The sequence below is a fragment of the Microcoleus sp. Pol1C5 genome (genome assembly GCF_036701115.1).
Taxonomy (GTDB): Bacteria; Cyanobacteriota; Cyanobacteriia; order Cyanobacteriales; family Microcoleaceae; genus Microcoleus.
In genome coordinates, this window is record NZ_JAUBQE010000055.1 from 1 (window position 1) to 17,467 (window position 17,467).

General features: G+C 46.8%; 13 protein-coding genes. 5 read left to right on the forward strand and 8 right to left on the reverse strand.

Annotation, left to right across the window (positions count from 1 at the left end; genetic code table 11):
* Positions 1-673: 673 nt before the first annotated feature.
* The 3 genes from QUA23_RS25115 to argJ all read left to right on the forward strand — a co-directional run bounded on the left by QUA23_RS25115 (position 674) and on the right by argJ (position 2,637).
* Positions 674-868, forward strand: coding sequence for a hypothetical protein (locus tag QUA23_RS25115; RefSeq protein ID WP_006631905.1), 195 nt, complete (start codon positions 674-676; stop codon positions 866-868).
* Positions 869-929: 61 nt separating this feature from the next.
* Positions 930-1,070: a hypothetical protein gene (locus QUA23_RS25120; RefSeq protein ID WP_190737482.1), complete on the forward strand. Its 141-nt coding sequence runs from the start codon at positions 930-932 to the stop codon at positions 1,068-1,070.
* A gap of 325 nt (positions 1,071-1,395) precedes the next feature.
* Entirely contained in the window at positions 1,396-2,637 is a 1,242-nt protein-coding gene (gene argJ / locus QUA23_RS25125; protein WP_333078632.1) for a bifunctional ornithine acetyltransferase/N-acetylglutamate synthase, read from the forward strand.
* Positions 2,638-3,027: 390 nt separating this feature from the next.
* Here argJ and QUA23_RS25130 read toward each other — a convergent pair whose 3' ends face one another.
* The 7 genes from QUA23_RS25130 to QUA23_RS25160 form a co-directional block, all read right to left on the reverse strand.
* Positions 3,028-4,341 carry a hypothetical protein gene (locus tag QUA23_RS25130; protein WP_333078630.1) on the reverse strand — a complete coding sequence of 438 codons (1,314 nt, stop codon included), beginning with the start codon at positions 4,339-4,341 and terminating at the stop codon, positions 3,028-3,030.
* A 158-nt stretch (positions 4,342-4,499) separates the two neighbouring features.
* A complete protein-coding gene (locus QUA23_RS25135; RefSeq protein WP_333078629.1) occupies positions 4,500-5,720 on the reverse strand; it encodes an alanine racemase in 1,221 nt (406 codons plus the stop codon).
* A 132-nt stretch (positions 5,721-5,852) separates the two neighbouring features.
* Positions 5,853-7,619, reverse strand: a complete 1,767-nt coding sequence (locus QUA23_RS25140; RefSeq protein ID WP_333078628.1) for an asparagine synthetase B family protein — start codon at positions 7,617-7,619, stop codon at positions 5,853-5,855.
* Positions 7,620-8,243, reverse strand: a complete 624-nt coding sequence (locus tag QUA23_RS25145; protein WP_333078627.1) for a DUF3859 domain-containing protein — start codon at positions 8,241-8,243, stop codon at positions 7,620-7,622. It abuts the gene before it with no gap.
* Positions 8,244-8,546: 303 nt separating this feature from the next.
* Positions 8,547-9,263 carry an HAD-IA family hydrolase gene (locus QUA23_RS25150; RefSeq protein ID WP_333078626.1) on the reverse strand — a complete coding sequence of 239 codons (717 nt, stop codon included), beginning with the start codon at positions 9,261-9,263 and terminating at the stop codon, positions 8,547-8,549.
* Positions 9,264-9,431: 168 nt separating this feature from the next.
* Positions 9,432-11,351 carry a S9 family peptidase gene (locus QUA23_RS25155; RefSeq protein WP_333078625.1) on the reverse strand — a complete coding sequence of 640 codons (1,920 nt, stop codon included), beginning with the start codon at positions 11,349-11,351 and terminating at the stop codon, positions 9,432-9,434.
* 377 nt (positions 11,352-11,728) lie between these two features.
* On the reverse strand, positions 11,729-12,922 hold the full coding sequence (locus tag QUA23_RS25160) for an NAD(P)/FAD-dependent oxidoreductase (RefSeq protein WP_333035122.1): 1,194 nt from the start codon (positions 12,920-12,922) through the stop codon (positions 11,729-11,731).
* 505 nt (positions 12,923-13,427) lie between these two features.
* Here QUA23_RS25160 and QUA23_RS25165 point away from each other — a divergent pair.
* Both QUA23_RS25165 and QUA23_RS25170 read left to right on the forward strand, forming a co-directional pair.
* Positions 13,428-16,499, forward strand: coding sequence for a PAS domain S-box protein (locus tag QUA23_RS25165; RefSeq protein WP_333078624.1), 3,072 nt, complete (start codon positions 13,428-13,430; stop codon positions 16,497-16,499).
* Positions 16,500-16,567: 68 nt separating this feature from the next.
* Positions 16,568-16,993 (forward strand): DCC1-like thiol-disulfide oxidoreductase family protein, encoded by a 426-nt coding sequence (locus QUA23_RS25170; RefSeq protein WP_333078623.1) that lies wholly within the window; start codon positions 16,568-16,570, stop codon positions 16,991-16,993.
* A gap of 50 nt (positions 16,994-17,043) precedes the next feature.
* On the opposite strand, the gene QUA23_RS25175 is transcribed toward QUA23_RS25170, so the two are convergent.
* Positions 17,044-17,460: a hypothetical protein gene (locus QUA23_RS25175; protein WP_333078622.1), complete on the reverse strand. Its 417-nt coding sequence runs from the start codon at positions 17,458-17,460 to the stop codon at positions 17,044-17,046.
* Positions 17,461-17,467: the final 7 nt, after the last annotated feature.

Here is a 17,467-nt window from a genome sequence, read left to right on the forward strand (position 1 = left end):
TCGATAGCTTTGTAACATTAACACTAACAATTGTAGCGTTAGATACTGGCGAGGATTTAGATGCGTCTCGAAAACTTGTTGGTATAATTGAGGGAACATATATTTTGTGTGGGGGTCGCTGCGACCCCCAATTTTTTTCGGTTACGGTTGGCTCAAACCCTTATTCTACCTGATTTGCAGCCCCCTTGTCACCCCTTGAGGCGATTCACTTAGCCCAACTCTATTATCTAGTTGACTAAAAAAAACTTGACTATGCTTGAGCGTAGCTGCTTAATCATTGTAAATCTAATAGTGATTCGCTACTTATTAAATTTACTCTTAACTAAGGCAAATTCGACTTCGTTGAGAGGCAAAATTCTGCATCTATAACTCTGAACCAAATTATAAAGTTATTTTGGCGACTAGCAATTACGTCGCCGCTAAAATGTGGCTCCTAGAAGATGAATATTCTCAACTTTTGCCAACGGCTGCTTGAGGTTGAGGCTGAATCAACCAGCCCAAGCTCGATCGCACTCCCCGCAACCTCGATCGAGATTCTCGCCCCACAGCCCAATTGTAAAGTTTTGTGACAATTTTAATTTGGTAGCTTTAGATACAGAATTGTCTGTTATAGTGATAGAAGAGAAGAAAAAACCAGCCCAACATTAATCTAAAGAATACGGAGGAACCCCCTATGTCTACCGAAAATCAAGCTCGCTCTCTGATGATGCGCCACCACCAACTGGTGAAGAACCGCCAGCAATCCATGCTCAACCGCACCGCCACCGAAGTCGGGATGGAAGATACGCACTACTGGGGTCACATTCAAGGCAAACCGCAGCCCAGCTTTCAAGCCAGTTACGATCGCAGCAACGCCACTATGAGCTAGGGCAAGCTCAATTTCGACAATTGTCTACGAAGTCATTACCTATAGTTTGGAGAAATCAGTTATGTCAACTCAAGAACAAGCCCGCACCCTGATGATGCGCCATCAACACGTCGTCAAAAACCGTCAGGAATCCATGCTGAGCCGTGTGGCTGCTGAAGTTGGTTTAGATGCTGGTTCTCCAGCGAATATTGATCGCAAATAACCCCTTTTTTCAACGGCGAGATAGTTGAATCGAGTTTGTTGTTTGCCAGCTAAAAATTAATAATGTCAATTACAAAACCGTCGCGACTTCTTCTTGAGTTCTAACTCTTGATTGGAAGCCGCGATTAGTTTTATGGGAATGGGGAATGGGGAATTGGTAATATCTCGATCGTACTGCTTGTATAGAGAGCCGTTTGAGCAAAGGGTGAGCTAAACGAGAGTCGGATAGCCTCAAAAGTATACATCACAAACCATAAAAGACCTTTGTGCCGAGAAACTTGATATAATCCCCTTTCAGCAGATTGAAGGCTACTAGGGAGGTCATGATGTCGGACTGGAAAGAAATTGACGGCGGAGTTACAGCACCCAGAGGGTACCGAGCATCGGGAATTACAGCGGGTTTGAAGCCTTCAGGCTTGCCGGATTTAAGTTTAATTTTGTCAGAGGTAGACGCGATCGCCGCCGGAGTCTTCACCACATCCACTGTCCGGGCCGCTTGCGTGGACTACTGCCGCCAGCGTTTGCAAGCTAAACCCAGCGCCAAAGCAATTTTGTGCAATGCGGGACAAGCTAATGCTGCTACTGGCGAACAAGGTTTGGCAGATGCCCTCGAAAGTGCCAAATTGTTGGGAGAAGCGCTGAATATTCCTCCAGAATCTATTCTTTTAGCCTCCACTGGCGTCATCGGACAGCGAATAAAAATGGAGCCGCTGAGGGCGGGAATTCCGCGATTAATTGCTGAGGCATCGGAAACTGGTTCCGATGCCGCGGCTAAGGCTATTTGTACGACTGATTTAGTGCCGAAAACGATCGCCCTAGAAACCATGTTTGGCGATCGACCCGTCCGCATCGGCGGCATTTGCAAAGGTTCGGGAATGATTCACCCGAATATGGCAACAATGCTGGCATTTGTAACTTGCGATGCAGCAGTGTCATCGCATTTGTGGCAAGAAATGCTGAGTCGGGCGGCTAACAGAAGTTTCAATCAAATTACTGTAGACGGCGATACCAGTACCAACGATTCGCTAATTGCTTTGGCAAACGGTCAATCCCGCACACCGGCAATTACGGAAATGGGGGCAGATGCTGAAAAATTAGAGGCGATGCTGACAGAAGTTTGCGTGCATTTAGCAAAGGCGATCGCCCGTGACGGCGAAGGTGCAACTTGTTTGGTAGAAGTGCAAGTTAGTGGCGCGCTGGATGAAGTTTCTGCGAGTAAAATTGCCAAAACAATTGTCGGTTCTTCTTTGGTGAAAGCTGCTATTTTCGGACGCGACCCGAATTGGGGCAGAATTGCGGCGGCGGCGGGGCGCGCTGGCGTACCTTTCGATCAAGAGAATTTGCGGATTCAATTGGGGGATTTTTTGATGATGGAAAACGGACAACCTAAAGAGTTCGATCGCGCGGCTGCAAGTAATTATATGAAAGCGGCTGCAGAGGGCGAATATTTGAAGGCTGATACGGTTGTAATTCAGGTTAGTGTTGGGAATGGCAGCGGTTTTGCGAAAGCTTGGGGATGCGATTTGAGTTACGACTACGTGAAGATTAATGCGGAGTATACGACTTAAATAAGTCCGGGCGGTTAGAAACCGCGCCTACACAAACAAAACCAGACGAGAGAAAGTTGAAGGCAAATTTCACACAATTTAAACTAAAATCCCCCCCAGGGGGGAAATCCCAAAATCTGAAACTTGTGTTCAGCGAGTAAATATCAGTTTTTTTGCTCCTCCTTTGAAAATCCTTGAAGTTCTTACAAATATCAGCGTTCTATGATTTTCACTAAAGATAGCTAAAAATGTTACTCAGACTAAGTTCCAACGCTTTTTAAGCTTATTACGAATAAGTGTAATGTATGACCTTTTCCTTTTCCAAAAATTGCTAATGCTTATTGGAACAATTTTGCTAACAGTGTATATAGCTGCTTGTGCGTTTCTGCTAGTAAAGTTTGAAAGCAAGCCCTAACCAAAACTATCGGAGACAAACACATAGCCATCACCATACCCGACAGCATTATCCACTAATATTAAGCCGTCATTGGTCTGCGGATCGCCACTCTGGGCAAGTCCATAATTGACCACGCGCAACAACCGCTGTGGCATAAACGATTCTAATTCCACAAAATTGCCTGCCTCCAGCCATGCTAGTTCTTCTGCTGTTAAACTTTGCCTTACAGCGTCAGGTAATTGACGGGCGGTTTGTGCCATTGTTTGAGATTGTTGCACAAACATATCACGGGTTGCTAAGATTTGACGGGGAGAAATTCCCAAATCAAAAATCGTCACCGCTTGATTCGCAAACCAGTTTGGATTAGTTCGCAGTTGATTTACCAAACCAACCCCACCAGGACTCGCATTGTGCAGTGCATACACTTTTAAATCGGCATTACGGCGCAGCATTTCGATTACGGTGTTGAAGATGCTTTGGGGATAGCCACTAATACTAAGAATGGCGCAGTTGTTTTCAAAATGGACGTTGTTGGCAATGAGGAATTGAGCTATTTCGTCACTGTCACAGATAATTGCGCGATCGAAGCTGTAGGCGCTAACTTCGGGATCGATGGTGGCGGGTAAAGCTTCTTGATGAGCAGGAGGCAGCAGTTTTTCTAATGTACCGTTGACTGTTTGCCAGTCACGCAGCCATTTATCGCTCTGCGCTGCATTGACAATAAATACTTCACTAATTTCGTGTAGGCGATTTTTTTGTGAAATGCCGAGCCAGTAGGAAAATAGCCCTAGTGTAATCGCTACGATGTATCCTGAAAAATAATCAAATATCAGGCTTCCTGAAATGCCCAGCACTAAAATAATTACCCCTAATATCTGGAGGATTTTAGCATTATTTCTTCTGCCGCGAATACCTTGAGTAGGAGATTTGCTGTAGTTGAAAACTACCCATATCCAAATTAAATTGTAGAGAGCGAAGGGAATAACAACTGCGAATTGTGACGGAAAAATAGCAGGAGCCCAGTTAAGGGCGAAGATGCCCACAAATACGCCATAAAAGAAGTATAAAACAATCCAAGTGGTTTGTGGCACGCGAGATTTAAGCTTTTGGTCAATAAAATACAAAAACTGTTTGTGTGTAAAAAACAACATATTTTGGCTGGAAATCTTTTCGATCACATTTTTGAAAAAGGGATCGGTGAATGCCAACTTTTTATCAGTGACGGTAGTGGGTTCAAACACAAACGGATGGTTGCACTGTTTACAGCGACCTGAGTTGGTGGTACGATCGCTCAAAATGTTGTCGGTTTGACACTGGACGCATTTCATTCCCATTTCGCTTACTCCTGATTGATTTAATGAATTTATATCGTTGACGGTTGTTTCGGAATGATTTAACCGCAGAGGGCGCAGAGGAAGAGAAGAGAGATAATAAGTAGAAGGAAGAAGGAAGAAACTATTCCCAATGCCCAATGCCCAATGCCCAATTAAAATATTTGCCCGTTTAACAAGATAGAATAGTCTTCTCGCTGTCGAATTAATCGATCGCCCTTAGCATCAATCAACACCTCAGCAGGGCGGGGGCGGTGCAGAAAATGTGACGACATCGCATAGCCGTAAGCCCCGCTATCCAAAATCAGGATCGCATCTCCAATTTTGAGTTTCGGTAGCCAACAGTTGCGCCCCAAATAATCCCGCGAATAAGTCGTGTTGCCGCAAATATCCGTTTCATGTCGCGATACATCGTCGGTTTCCCAAGTTGCGATCGCCCGATAGCCCCCGTGCACCGCAGGCACCGATAGATTTGATACAGTCGTATCCACACCGACAATTTGCCGATAGCCCAACCACTTCACCGACACAACTTTCGCAAGCAAAACGCCACAACCTGCGATCGCCGATCGTCCCGGTTCAATCACCAACTCGATCGGGCGAGATAGCGCACTTAATCGTTCAGTAATCGCCGCACCAAACTCCCGCCAGTCAAACACTGCACCGCCTCGATAGGGATAGCCAAAACCACCGCCAAAATCGAGGGTTTTCCAATCGGGTAACTGTTGGGCGATCGCAATTAGCCGATCGATCGCCTGCGTAAAAGCACTCGTGGCGTTCGTTCCTGTCCCCCGATAAAAATGCAATCCGGTAATCCTCAACCCCTGCTGCTGCGCGATTTCGTTGGCTTTCTCGAATTCGGCGGGACGCACTCCAATGCGACTGTCTCCCGTCAATTCCGGTGAGTTGAGGCGCAGTCCGATTTCGGCACGGAGCGATCGCGGTTGACTGCGCGAATATTCGCAAAAATCCTGGAGTTGCGACAAACTATCGAAATTGAATCGATCGATCTTCCATTCAATCAATTGCTGAATATCCGCTTTGTTGAGATTACTGCCGGTGTAGACAATGCGATCGCTCGTAAAACCCGCTTTTAGTCCCAAAAAAACATCCCCCGGTGTATTCGCGTGTAGCCCCCAACCAGCTTGCTGAATCAATTGCAACAGAGCAATATTGCCGTTGGTGACGCTAGCAAAATGAAACTGAACGCGGGGATAGTCGATCGATCGCGTAATATGCTCAAGAGTCTGACTGAGGATCTCGGCCTGATACACATATAAGGGCGAACCATAAGTTGACAAAAGTCGCTGGGCTAATGCTTCCGAGAACGGCGGCGAATGTATTTTGGTTTCATTCTGTAGCAAAGATTCAGTCATATAGAAGAAGTTCGGCAACGGATTATTTAACGGATGTAACGGATGTTTGGCAACGGATTTTGTAAGAGATTTAACGGATGTTTGGAACAAGGAAGATTGTAAAATCAACAGTCAACAGTCAACAGTCAACAGTCAACAATCAACAGTCAACCTCCTTCGATATTTCCAAATGCGCTGCCCGATCGCCGGTGGCAACCAAAACACATGATCCAGCGATCGCTTGCCCGGAATTTCGCCTAAAATCTCGGTTCGCCATGCCTGCCACATCAGCAGCAGCCAGAGATTATTGCCAATATAGCGATCGCGCATAGCAACTCCGAGTTGTCCCGATAACATCGCGTCGGCCAAATCGGGCTGCCAGCAATTTTCCGATCGCAACACATTCGGATTCAGCCGATCGCCGATCGCAGCCCAAAACTCCCGGTAATACCAAACCTTCAACGGCACACCCATCCCGCGCTTTTCCCGCCAGACAATTTCCGGCGGTAACCAGCGTTCAGAGGCTTTTTTGAGGATGTATTTTTCGCACGCACCTTGCAGTAGCAGCTCGCCAGGGAGTTGAAACGTCCATGCTGTGAGGTCGGGGTCGCAGAAGGGCGATCGCACCCACAAACCGCAAGCAAACCCCAATGCTGTTGCCCTCGGCTGAATATTTTGAGCACCTTTGAGCATCAGCGAAGCCCGCCGCAGCCTCGCTAGCAGGGAAGGACAGGTTTCGGGATCGATCGCGTCTTGCAGGTAAACGCTCAAATCGTGAGACTGGATGCGATCGAGTATTTCTGGCGAAAAAATCTGTTTTTCATAACCATAAAATCGCTGAAACGTCCGCAAATACTGCTGTTCAAAAGTTTCTCCTCCGGCGGGATGTTCTGCGCTGTAAACTCCGTTTGCAATCAAAGGCTTGTTCGTCCATCCAGCAAATAGCTGATCGCCATTCTCGCCATTGAATACAACTCGCACGTCTTCCGCCGCCGCCTGTTTGAGCAAAAACAGCGGGGCTGTTGTGCCATCTCCATAGGGTAAATCGAGGGCTCTGGCGGTTGGCCCGATCGCCCGCAACACTGCATCGCCCGTCGCCGCCACTCGGATCAGCGGAATCCCGAAAAAGTCCGCCACCTGTTGGGCGTAGGGCAGTTCGGAATAGGCTTCGACACCAAAATCGAGGGCATAGGCGCGCACTTGCAAGCCTGCTTTCACTAGCAGCGCCGTCACCAGGGAAGAATCGATGCCGCCGGAGAGTAAAACGCCCACGGGTTCGTCGATCGGCAAATCTGCCACTTGTCGATCGATCGCCTGTTGCAACAGCCCTTGCAATTGTGCGATCGCCTCATCCTCACAGCGCAGTAATTGGGGCGCTTCTTGCCAAGCCGATTGCAGCGATTCCCTACAGGATAGCTTCGCCGCCCGTACTTTCGGCCGATCGTTAACATCGGCGATTTCCCAAATCATCTCGCTTCCGGCTGCTACAGATGCAATTTGGTCGATCGGAGTTAACGGCGCGGGCACGTAGGAAAAGCAAGCATAGCTGTGTAGCGCGATCGGGCTAATTTGAGGGGAAGCAATCAGCGGTAGCAGCAATTGCATCCGCGTCGAAAACCAAATCGTTTCTCCCAACTGCATCCAGTAAAGCGGCACTCGCCCAAACGGATCGCGCCCCAGCCGTAGCTGTTTCGCTTCTACCGCCGCCCAAGCATCTCCGGGTAAATCGGTTGGCTGAAATCGCCCGCAAGCATTCAGCGTCACTGTGTCAGCCGTGAGTACAGATGCAGAGGCGATCGCCCACTCGGATAATTTGCCCTGCCGAATGTGGTAATCTGGGGCTAAACGGCTGAGCGTTTTTGTGCGATCGTCCAGTCCCCAATAACCGATAAAATGTGAAGGTTTGTCGATCGCACCCATCTATTTCACCGTGAAAGGTTCACTGCTGATGACGCGCCCATCCAGGGACATCCGCACTTCCCATTTGCCTGGGGCGGCAGCAGATCCGAGATCGTAAAAGCAGTAGGTATTCCAAACCGCAGTATCGATCGTGCGAGTTTGATACCTGCCCTGATGAACAATGTCACCGCTGGGATTAATCCAATCGCATTGCAGAGACAACTCATTGCCGATCGGAGCATTTTTCAATGTCACCTGGTAGTAGATGCGGGGGTTGATTTGACGGTTGACTTGAGTAAGGCTGTCACCACCTTTTTTCGATAGCGCAATCCTGTCTTCTCCTCCCACAACTTGAGCAGTTTTTTGTTGCTGATTTTGCCCGAACAGCACACCTATCCCGATCGCAGAGATGACAACGGCTGTCGAGGCGATAGCGAGCCAACGGTTGCGTCGCTGCTGTTTTTCTAGGACTTCGCGGCGGCGCATTTGGGCGATCGCATCTTCTAAAAGCTCATCAGGCAGATTCAACTCCCGTAAAATTTCTCTTACCTGATCCGGGGCCAATTCTAACTCGCGCTGCTGCGATAACTTGTCGATTTCAGCGATTACCTGTGCTAACTGAGTTTGAGTGAGTCGAGGTTCCATAAAGTTCACGATTAGTATCTGTAATGTTCTTTCCCACTAGAAAGTTAAATATAGCGTTCGCCTCTCTCTTCTCGAACTCACCGCCCTCTGCGCTCTCTGCGGTTAAATTACTCATATTATTCAATAAACAGCTCTCTAAGTCAATTCATAAAAATCATAACCTTAAGCTCATAAAATTCATATTTATAGTCCTGGACGCATGGGGAATCATGCGAAACCGGGTTTTTTACGAAAAGACGGGTTGCAACCCGCCGATCAGGTAAAAAAAACCTGTTTCTTTGTCGGAGTGCGGCCAGGACTGACTTATATAAAATCTAGACTAGGAAACTCTTCTACTTTTTGGGAATCAGTTAAATTCAAGTTTCCTGAATTTATTTTTTCCTGTTGGCGATTCAACCAAACTGCGTTTAATCCCGCATTTTTAGCACCACAATAATCTGCTTTGAAGCTGTCGCCGATATGCAACACATTCTCGGCAGTGCAGTTGTGCTTTTGCAAAGCAGCAGTAAAAATTTGAGAGTCTGGTTTTGCTGCACCAACCTCGGTAGAAATTGTCACTGATGTGAAATATTCGGATAAATTTAGTGCTTTTAATACTGGATAAATTCGGGAATCGAAATTCGATACTACTGCTAATTCAATTCCTTGTTGCTGCCACTTATTTAATGCTGGCAATACGTCGGGATAGACGAACCAAGGTTCGGCGGTGGCAAAATGAGCGTAGAGTTCCACAAAGAATGTGGAAAAGTCTGAAAATTGGTGGAAAATGCCTGCTATTTGGAATGCTTTTGCGGAAACTGCTTGCCACCACTCAAATTCTAATTCGGGAATTTTTGCCGCTTCTCTCCCTGGAAATGCCATCGGGCTTGCTGAGGCGAAGCTTTGGAAAAATGCTGCATTTAACTCTTCACTCTTAACTGTTACTCCAAACCTCTGGGCTATTTGTCCGTATACCTCGCCGACGCTACCGCGAACATCAAATAGTGTACCTGCGGCATCTAGAAAAATAATTTTGGTCATTTGAGAAGAAAAAGGGAAGAGGAAAGAGGACTTATCGCACATCCGGTTGCATCGGAATGATTTAACCACAGAGGACACAGAGAACACAGAGGAAAAGAAGAGAAGAGAAGAGAAGAGAAAAGAGATTTGAATAATTCCTTCTTTCTTCTTCCTTTTTCCTTCTTCCTTCTAATTAGTTGTTTGCGGATTCACCAAGCCAGAATGATTGGCAAGGTTGCCTGCAGGTTCAAATCTGCCTCCTAAATATTTGGCTAGGAATTCTTCGGCGATCGCAAAAAAGTGCAGCCGATTTTCTGGCCGCGCAAATCCGTGTCCTTCATCTGTATAAAGCACGTATTCTACAGGTTTGCCGGCTTGCTTCATGGCATTGACAATTTGCTCGCTTTCTGCTAATTTAACTCGCGGGTCGTTAGCGCCTTGGGCGATGAGTAAAGGTTTCTGAATGCGATCGACAAAAGATAAAGGCGAGATCGATTTCAAAAACTCTGGTTCTGTTTCCAAATTGCCCACGCGGTGATACAGGCTTGCTTTTCTCGGTTCCCAGTAAGGGGGAATCGTTTGCAGCAGCGTAATCAAATTGCTTGGCCCGACAATATCGACGGCGCAGGCAAAAACATCAGGACTAAAAGTCAATCCCACTAAGGCGGCATAACCACCGTAGGAACCGCCCATAATCGCAATTTTATCCTGTTGGGCAATTCCTGTTTCTACCAGCCAATTAACCCCATCTAGCAAGTCGTCGTGCATCTTAGCCGCCCATTCGCGATTGCCGGCATTGAGAAAGGCTTTGCCGTAGCCGGTGGAACCGCGAAAATTGATTTGCAAAACGGCGTAACCTCGGTTTGCCAGCCATTGGGCTTGTGGATTGTAACCCCAGGTATCGCGTGCCCAGGGGCCGCCGTGAACCAGCAAGACTGTCGGTACGGGTATTGAGACACCAACCGGTTTTGTCAGGTAGCCGTGAATGGTTAAACCATCTCTTGCGGTGTAAGAAATGGGTTCCATTGATGATAGTTGTAGCCCTTCGAGTTTGGGTTGGTTGCTGAACAGAAAGGTGAAAGTTTTGGAAGCGCGATCGTAGGTATAGTAGTAGACTGGGCCGTCGTCTGTCCTGTAAGCAATTAGCCAAGTAGTGTCGGCGAGGTTGCGACTGGTGATGGAGAATTCGCCGGGACGGAATTTGCCGAGATCCTCAAAATCCTCTGCTATGCTTTGGTCTAAAATCTGCCACTCTTGCTTGTCTTTGTAGAAGGAAACTGCTTGAATCTCTCGGTTGGTCGGGTGTATCAAAATATCGCCGACATCGTATTCTGGATCAGAGGCGATATTAGTTTCTTGTTTGGTTTCTAAGTCGAGTGCGATCGAACGTTTGGCGTTAGCATCGTGATTGCCGATGATGTAAAGAATTTTGCCGTTTTCTGAGAACATGACGGCACCGCCTTCGTCGTCGGGGCCCCAGCGTCGCAAGCTTTCCCAAGACTTATCGGCAGTTTCTCGAAATAGCAATTCTGTACTGCCGTCGGCATTTGTGGCTGTCGCCGCCCGCACTTGAAATTGGGCGTCAGCAATCCAAGTCCAACCCATGATGTTACCGGGGTTGTCGGTGTCGAGTTCAACGGCACCGTTTTGCAGGTTGATGCGGTAAACATCGTGTTTGCGGCGATCGCTGATGTTCATTTCCACTAAAATTTCATTAGGGAAGTTGCGGTCAAGGGCGATCGGATGAGCTCGAACACCTTGGAATGGTGTCAAGTCGCGAACCTGATTTGACTGGATATTGACTGAGAATAAATGCCATTGTTCATCACCATCAATATCTTGCTGATAAATGAGTTCTTCGCCACTGTAAGTCCAGAAAAAGATGCGGATGCCGCGTTTTTTATCGGCTGTTAGTTGGCGATCGTCTGCTTGACCGACGGTACGCAATTGCACTTGCAAAACGTTGTGTTCATCGGGTGCAATGTAGGCGATATACTTGCCGTCGGGTGAAAGTTTGGGGCTAGTTTTTTCTGGGTTTCCGAACAGAATTTCCCGCTGAATTAGGGGCGGAAGTTCTGTTTTTTGGTGTTGAAATGTTAAATTTTGCATTTTTTATTTGGGCTAAGATTCTCTAGCTGATGCACTCGCCCGCCAGTCCGCCAGTCCGCCAGGGAATGAATTCCACGGTGCTTATAGCTAAAGTCCTCTAAAAGAGGACTGAATAATTCATTAGACATCTCCCAAAATGAGGTTTTTGTCAAAATACGGCAAGGCTTCCCAAATTTTATTAGGAGATGTCTATAGTCCTCTTTTAGAGGACTTCAGCTTTGAGGCAGGGGTTTCAACCCCTGCCGGACTGACTGAGTGAGGGAAACAGCCTTAAATTGACAGGCTTTGGACTCTTGGAGTGCCCCTACGGGTATAGATCGATCGGGGGTGTACTTTATAAACGTAGAATCTGCTGTATCTATTTGAAGAAGCATTGATTAGCTTTTAAGCAACTCTTGAATCGGCTTGCTAATCCAATTAAAACCAACTTTTAGCTGATGCTCAAATGTTGGCATCCGATAGAGATAAGCTAAGCGGCGAGCAATGTGGGCTAGTTGTCCGTCGAGTTTAATTCCTAAACCGGCTAGGGTGGCGTTGTCAATTCCTAATGTCATCATTTCTCCTAGCGGCTGATAGCGGAAAGGAAGTAATGGGCGGCCGGTGAGGGAGGCCCAAATGTTCCAGGCGGTGTAGTCAGCTTGCTGGAAGGCTGTTTGGGCTGTTCCGGGGACTTTTTGACCGGTTGCATCGTAACATTCAGCTAAGTCTCCCAAGGCAAATATATCTGGATGGTCTATAATTTGCATCTGCGGATTGACGATTAATTGACCGCGCTGGTTTTGTTTGAGGGGTAGAGATCGTACTGCTTGACTAACTTGAGTTCCTACTGTCCACAGCACTATGTCTACGGGGAGAACATCTAATTGTCCTTTGTAAAGTAAGGATATTGTGTCCGCTTCGATCGCCTCTACTTCTGTTTCTAAGTCGATCCACACTTTCCGTTTTTCTAAAGCTTGGCTGGCGGCTTCGCGGTTAAACTCCGGTGATGTCCGCAGAATCATGTCGCTTTGCTCAACTAACCGCACGCGACCTTTTTCTCCGAGTCGATCGGCTAATTTACAAGCTAATTCTACTCCTGAATAACCGGCCCCGACGATCGCCACCCGAATTTTGTCGTTGTTGCTGGCTTCTAAAAACCGCAGTCTTTCTTCTAAGCGGTAGGCGTCGTCGAGGGTGCGAAACGAGTAAGCATATTCAACCGCACCCTTGACCATATCTAGAGGGGTTTTGCCGCCTAAAGCTAAAACAAGGCGATCGCACGGAATTTCTGGCCCGTCGTGCAACTGCACTCGCTTTTCCTCCACATCGATGCCGGAGACAGTACCTTGACAAAAGCGCACGCCTGTGTTTTCCAAGAGTTCGGCAAACGGGGGGGCAATTTCCCAGGTTTGGAGTTCGCCGGTCAGGAGTTCGTACAGCAGGGGAACGAACAAAAATCGATCGCGGCGGTCAACTAGGACAATTTCGGGTTTTTCGGTTTTGGAGAAGGGTAACTGACTCAAGCGCAGGGCTGTGTAGAGTCCGCCGAAGCCTCCGCCGAGAATGCAAATCCGGGGTTGTTGTTGAGTCATGGTGTTTTGTTTGAGGGGCGATCGGTAGCAAGGAAACTTATCTTATTCTAACGAGAGCGGGGAAGGGGGGAGTGGGAGACTGGGAGACTGGGAAAATGGGAAAATCTTCCCTCTTTCCCTCGAACCTCAACATCCATCTGTTGAATCCGTTAAACTCACACCTAGAGCACCATTATCAATAAGCTTTTTATGAGCGGACTCTTCTGCCCACCCCATAAGAAAATGCACTTGTTGTGGAACAGGCCGGAAAGCCTGTTCTTGAGTATGGTGCTCTGGGCGTGAGTTAAATCCATTAAATCCGTTAACAATGCGTTTCCGAACTGTTTTCTATATCTCTAGCCTTGATTAGCTTTACCTATTACCCGCCCTCAAATTTTCTGAATGTTCGCAGAACTAATTTTGTACTATATTAGTTTATAACGAATTATTTCGCACATTAAATTCACTTTTTATAGGGTCATCTACTCTACCACTTGCCCCCGCACTCACAAGTGAAAAAAAAACCATGCAAATTTCTTCCAATTCTTCTAAATTTAAGAACGGCGATCGTAATAACGAAGACGGCTCATCTTTGTTAAAAAGCGAAGAACGATATAAAAATTTAGTAGCTAATATTCCCGGTGCTGTCTACCGCTGTACCTGCGAGTATACGGACGACGGGGAATTAACACGAACAATGGCGTTTTTGAGCGAGGCTGTTCATGAAATATCAGGCTATCCCTCTTCTGATTTTATCAACGATCGCGTCCGTTCTTTTGCCAGCATTATCCATCCTCAAGACCGCAAAAATGTGGATGCTGCTGTCAAAAAAAGTGTACCAACCAGAACTTCGTACATCCTTGAATACCGCATTGTCCGGGCTGACGGCGAAATTAGCTGGGTTTACGAAAAAGGCAAAGCTGTTTGCTGCGAGGCGGAAGAGGCTAGAGGAAAACAAGAGGAACAAGGGGAAATGGAGGGCTTTTTGTCGGCTGTGGTTTCGCCGGTTTCGCCGATCGCAAATTCTCTGTCTGGGGTTGTCTATCTCGACGGAGTGATTTTGGATATTACTGAACGAAAGCGAGCTGAGGAGAACCTGCGAAACACTCAAGATTTTCTGAATGCGGTACTCCAAAATCTGCCGATTAGCGTCTTTATTAAAGATGCTGTAGAGCAAAAATTTATTTATTGGAATACTGCTAGCGAAGAATTGTTTGGCTATTCGAGGGATGAAGTGCTCTTAAACAATGCTGCTGACTTGTTGACCTCAGAGGAAGCAAATTACTTGCAAGCACAAGATTTAGAAGTGCTAGCAACGAGAAAAGGTGTCGATTGGCCAGAAGAAACTATCCAACTTCCCCACCGGGGCAAGCGGATTTTGCACACGAAAAAAGTTCCTTTGTTTGACGATTCGGGCGCGCCCAAGTACATTCTGGGTATTGCTGAAGATATTACGGAAAGAAAAAAAAATGAAACCGAATTGTCGCGGTTGGCTATTGTGGCTCAAAAAACGCAAAATGGTGTGATTATTACTGATGCTCAAGGCTGCATTGAATGGGTAAATGAAGGATTTACTCGGATTAGTGGTTATGTGCTGGCAGAAATGCAGGGAAAAAAACCGGGTGATGTACTGCAAGGCTCTCAAACAGACCCGCTAACTATTGCTCAACTGCGATCGGCTTTGGCTGCAGGCGTGCCTTTTAATCAGGAAATCTACAATTACAAAAAGGATGGAAAGGGTTATTGGGTGGCGCTTTCGATTGCCCCAATTTATGAAGAAACTGGTGAACTCGAAGGTTTTATTGCGGTGCAAACTGATATTACGGATCGCAAGCAAGCAGAGGAAACACTCAGGCAGAGGGAGAATTATTACCGCTGCATTGTCGAGACGGCTTCTGAGGGCGTTTGGATGTTTGACAGCGAAAGTATCACGACTTTGGCTAACTCTCGGATGGGCGAAATGCTGGGGTATACTGTGGAGGAAATGCTGGGGCGATCGCTATTTGAGTTTATCGACTGCGAGTCTAGGAAAATAGCAGAAAGTTACGTGCAGCGCAGGCGGCAAGGCATTCGCGAACGACACGATTTTAAGTTTACTCGCAAAGACGGATCTCACTTGTGGGCGATCGTGTCGGCGACGCCGATGTTCGACGCTGAGGGCCAATTTTCCGGGGTATTGCGGATGATTACCGATATTAGCGATCGCAAACAAGCCGAAGCAGAATTGCGCCAAACTCTCAAAGAGTTGGAATTTGAAAAATTTGCTTTGGATCAATCGGCGATTGTCTCGAATACCGACGAATTCGGATCCATTACCTATGTCAACGATCAATTTTGCGAACTATTTAAATATTCCCGAGAAGAACTGATCGGTAAAACCCACAGACTTGTTAATTCTGGTTATCACCCAGCCGAGTTTTTTAAGCAGCTTTGGTCAACCATCCGCCAGGGAAAGGTTTGGCGGGGAGAAATGAAAAATCAAGCTAAAGACGGTACATTATTCTGGTTGGATACTACGATTGTACCTTGCTTAAATACCAGCGGAGAACCTCATCAATATGTAGCAATTCGCAAAGATATTACCAAGCGCAAACACGCCGAAGAAGCGGTGCAGCTTTCCGAAAGTCAATTGAGGGCTAAAAATCTAGAATTGGCAAAAGCCCTACGGGACGTGCATAAAACTCAAAGCATGATGGTTCAAAATGAAAAAATGGTAAGTTTGGGGCAATTAGTTGCTGGTGTTGCTCACGAAATCAACAATCCAGTTAGCTTTATTTACGGCAACGTCATGCACGCTGACGATTACTTTAAAGACTTGCTAAAAATGCTGCAACTTTACCAGCAGGAATACCCGAACCCAACACCTGCAATTCAACAAGAGATAGATGATGTAGATTTAAATTTTCTGCTCAAAGATTTGCCTAACCTGTTAAATTCGATGAAAATGGGAGCCGAGCGAATTCGCCAAATTGTGCTGTCATTAAAGAATTTTTCGCGATTAGATGAAGCCGAACAAAAGCAGGTGGATATTCACGAAGGGATTGAAAGCACTTTGTTGATTTTGCAGCACAGGTTGAAAGAAACGGCAGGGCGTCCTAAAATTGTGCTCCTCAAAGAGTTCGGCAATTTGCCCCGCGTACAGTGTTATGCAGGACAGTTGAATCAGGTTTTTATGAATATTATTGGCAATGCAATTGATGCTTTGGAAGAGGCAATGGAGACTGGACACTGGGCAGAGGGACAACTGGCGCCTATTCCTTATTGTCCTTCGCCGACGCTGCGGATTTGTACGGATGTAAAATATGAACAGGATGCTTTGATGCAGGCAGATTCTGCAGTTTCTGATGATTCAATGCGGCATCCTTCTCATATTGTGATTCGGATTGCTGACAACGGGCCGGGGATTCCGATAGATGTTCACAAAAGGCTGTTCGATCCGTTTTTTACTACGAAAGAACCTGGTAAAGGTACTGGTTTGGGGCTGTCTATCAGCTATCAAATAGTGGTGGAAAAGCACGGCGGGCAGCTTAGATGCGATTCCGCACCGGGTCAAGGCACGGAATTTGCGATCGAGATTCCTGTGGGGAATAGTCAGTAGTTATTTACTACCAATGCCCAATGTCCAATGCCCAATGTCCAATTCCTGATTCCTAATTCTCCATAACCATGAAATATAACGTAATTTACGACGGCAATTGCAATCTCTGCGTTACCTTGGTGCAGTTACTAGAAAATTTAGATAAAGGCCAGAGTTTTGAGTATATTTCCATGCAAGATCTAGAGGAATTAGAGCGCTTTGGAATAACTTCTGGTGACTGCGAAATGGGGATGATTTTGATAGATGCAGAGAATCCAGAACGTCGCTGGCAGGGCAGCGATGCGGCGGAGGAAATCGGACGGATATTGCCTGCTGGTGAGGTGTTTGTGGCTGCTTATCGGGCAATGCCGGGGATGAAGTGGATGGGCGATCGCGTTTACGAACAAGTCCGCGACAACCGCTATACTTTGTTTGGCAAGCGATCGACTACTTACAAATCTGTTTATCCGGTTGGCTGTAGATCGATCGACAATTGCGATAATAGCAAGGACTAAAGTCCTTACTACAAACAGGTTCGCAGTGAAAACTGAAGTCCTCAAAAAGATTAATTAAACAAATCGAATATCTGCTGGCAAAAGTCTTTGAGTTTTTGCGCCGACTCCACCGCAGGTTCGGTTTGGCCGAGAAAATTCCACTTTTCCACGGTGGAAAAGTGCCACTGCTGACCGCTATGATCGTAACCGGCGGCCTCAACTCCGATCGCCCGCCGATATCCTTCCACCGGATCTTGGTAAAATCGGATTTGAATCAAAATGCTGCGGCTTTGCAATAAGCGGCTTCTACCGGGAAAATGGAAGCCAATGTCGATCGAATCTGGATCTACAAGTTCTCTGGTATCCTGGTCATTCATCCAAGGTTTCAAATCGACTTTTGCATCCGGGAATTCGGACTTGAATAAATTAACAACCGCAGCAATTTTGCTGGCAACTTCTATATTTTTGGCTTGTTCGGCAGCGTTCACTCGAAAA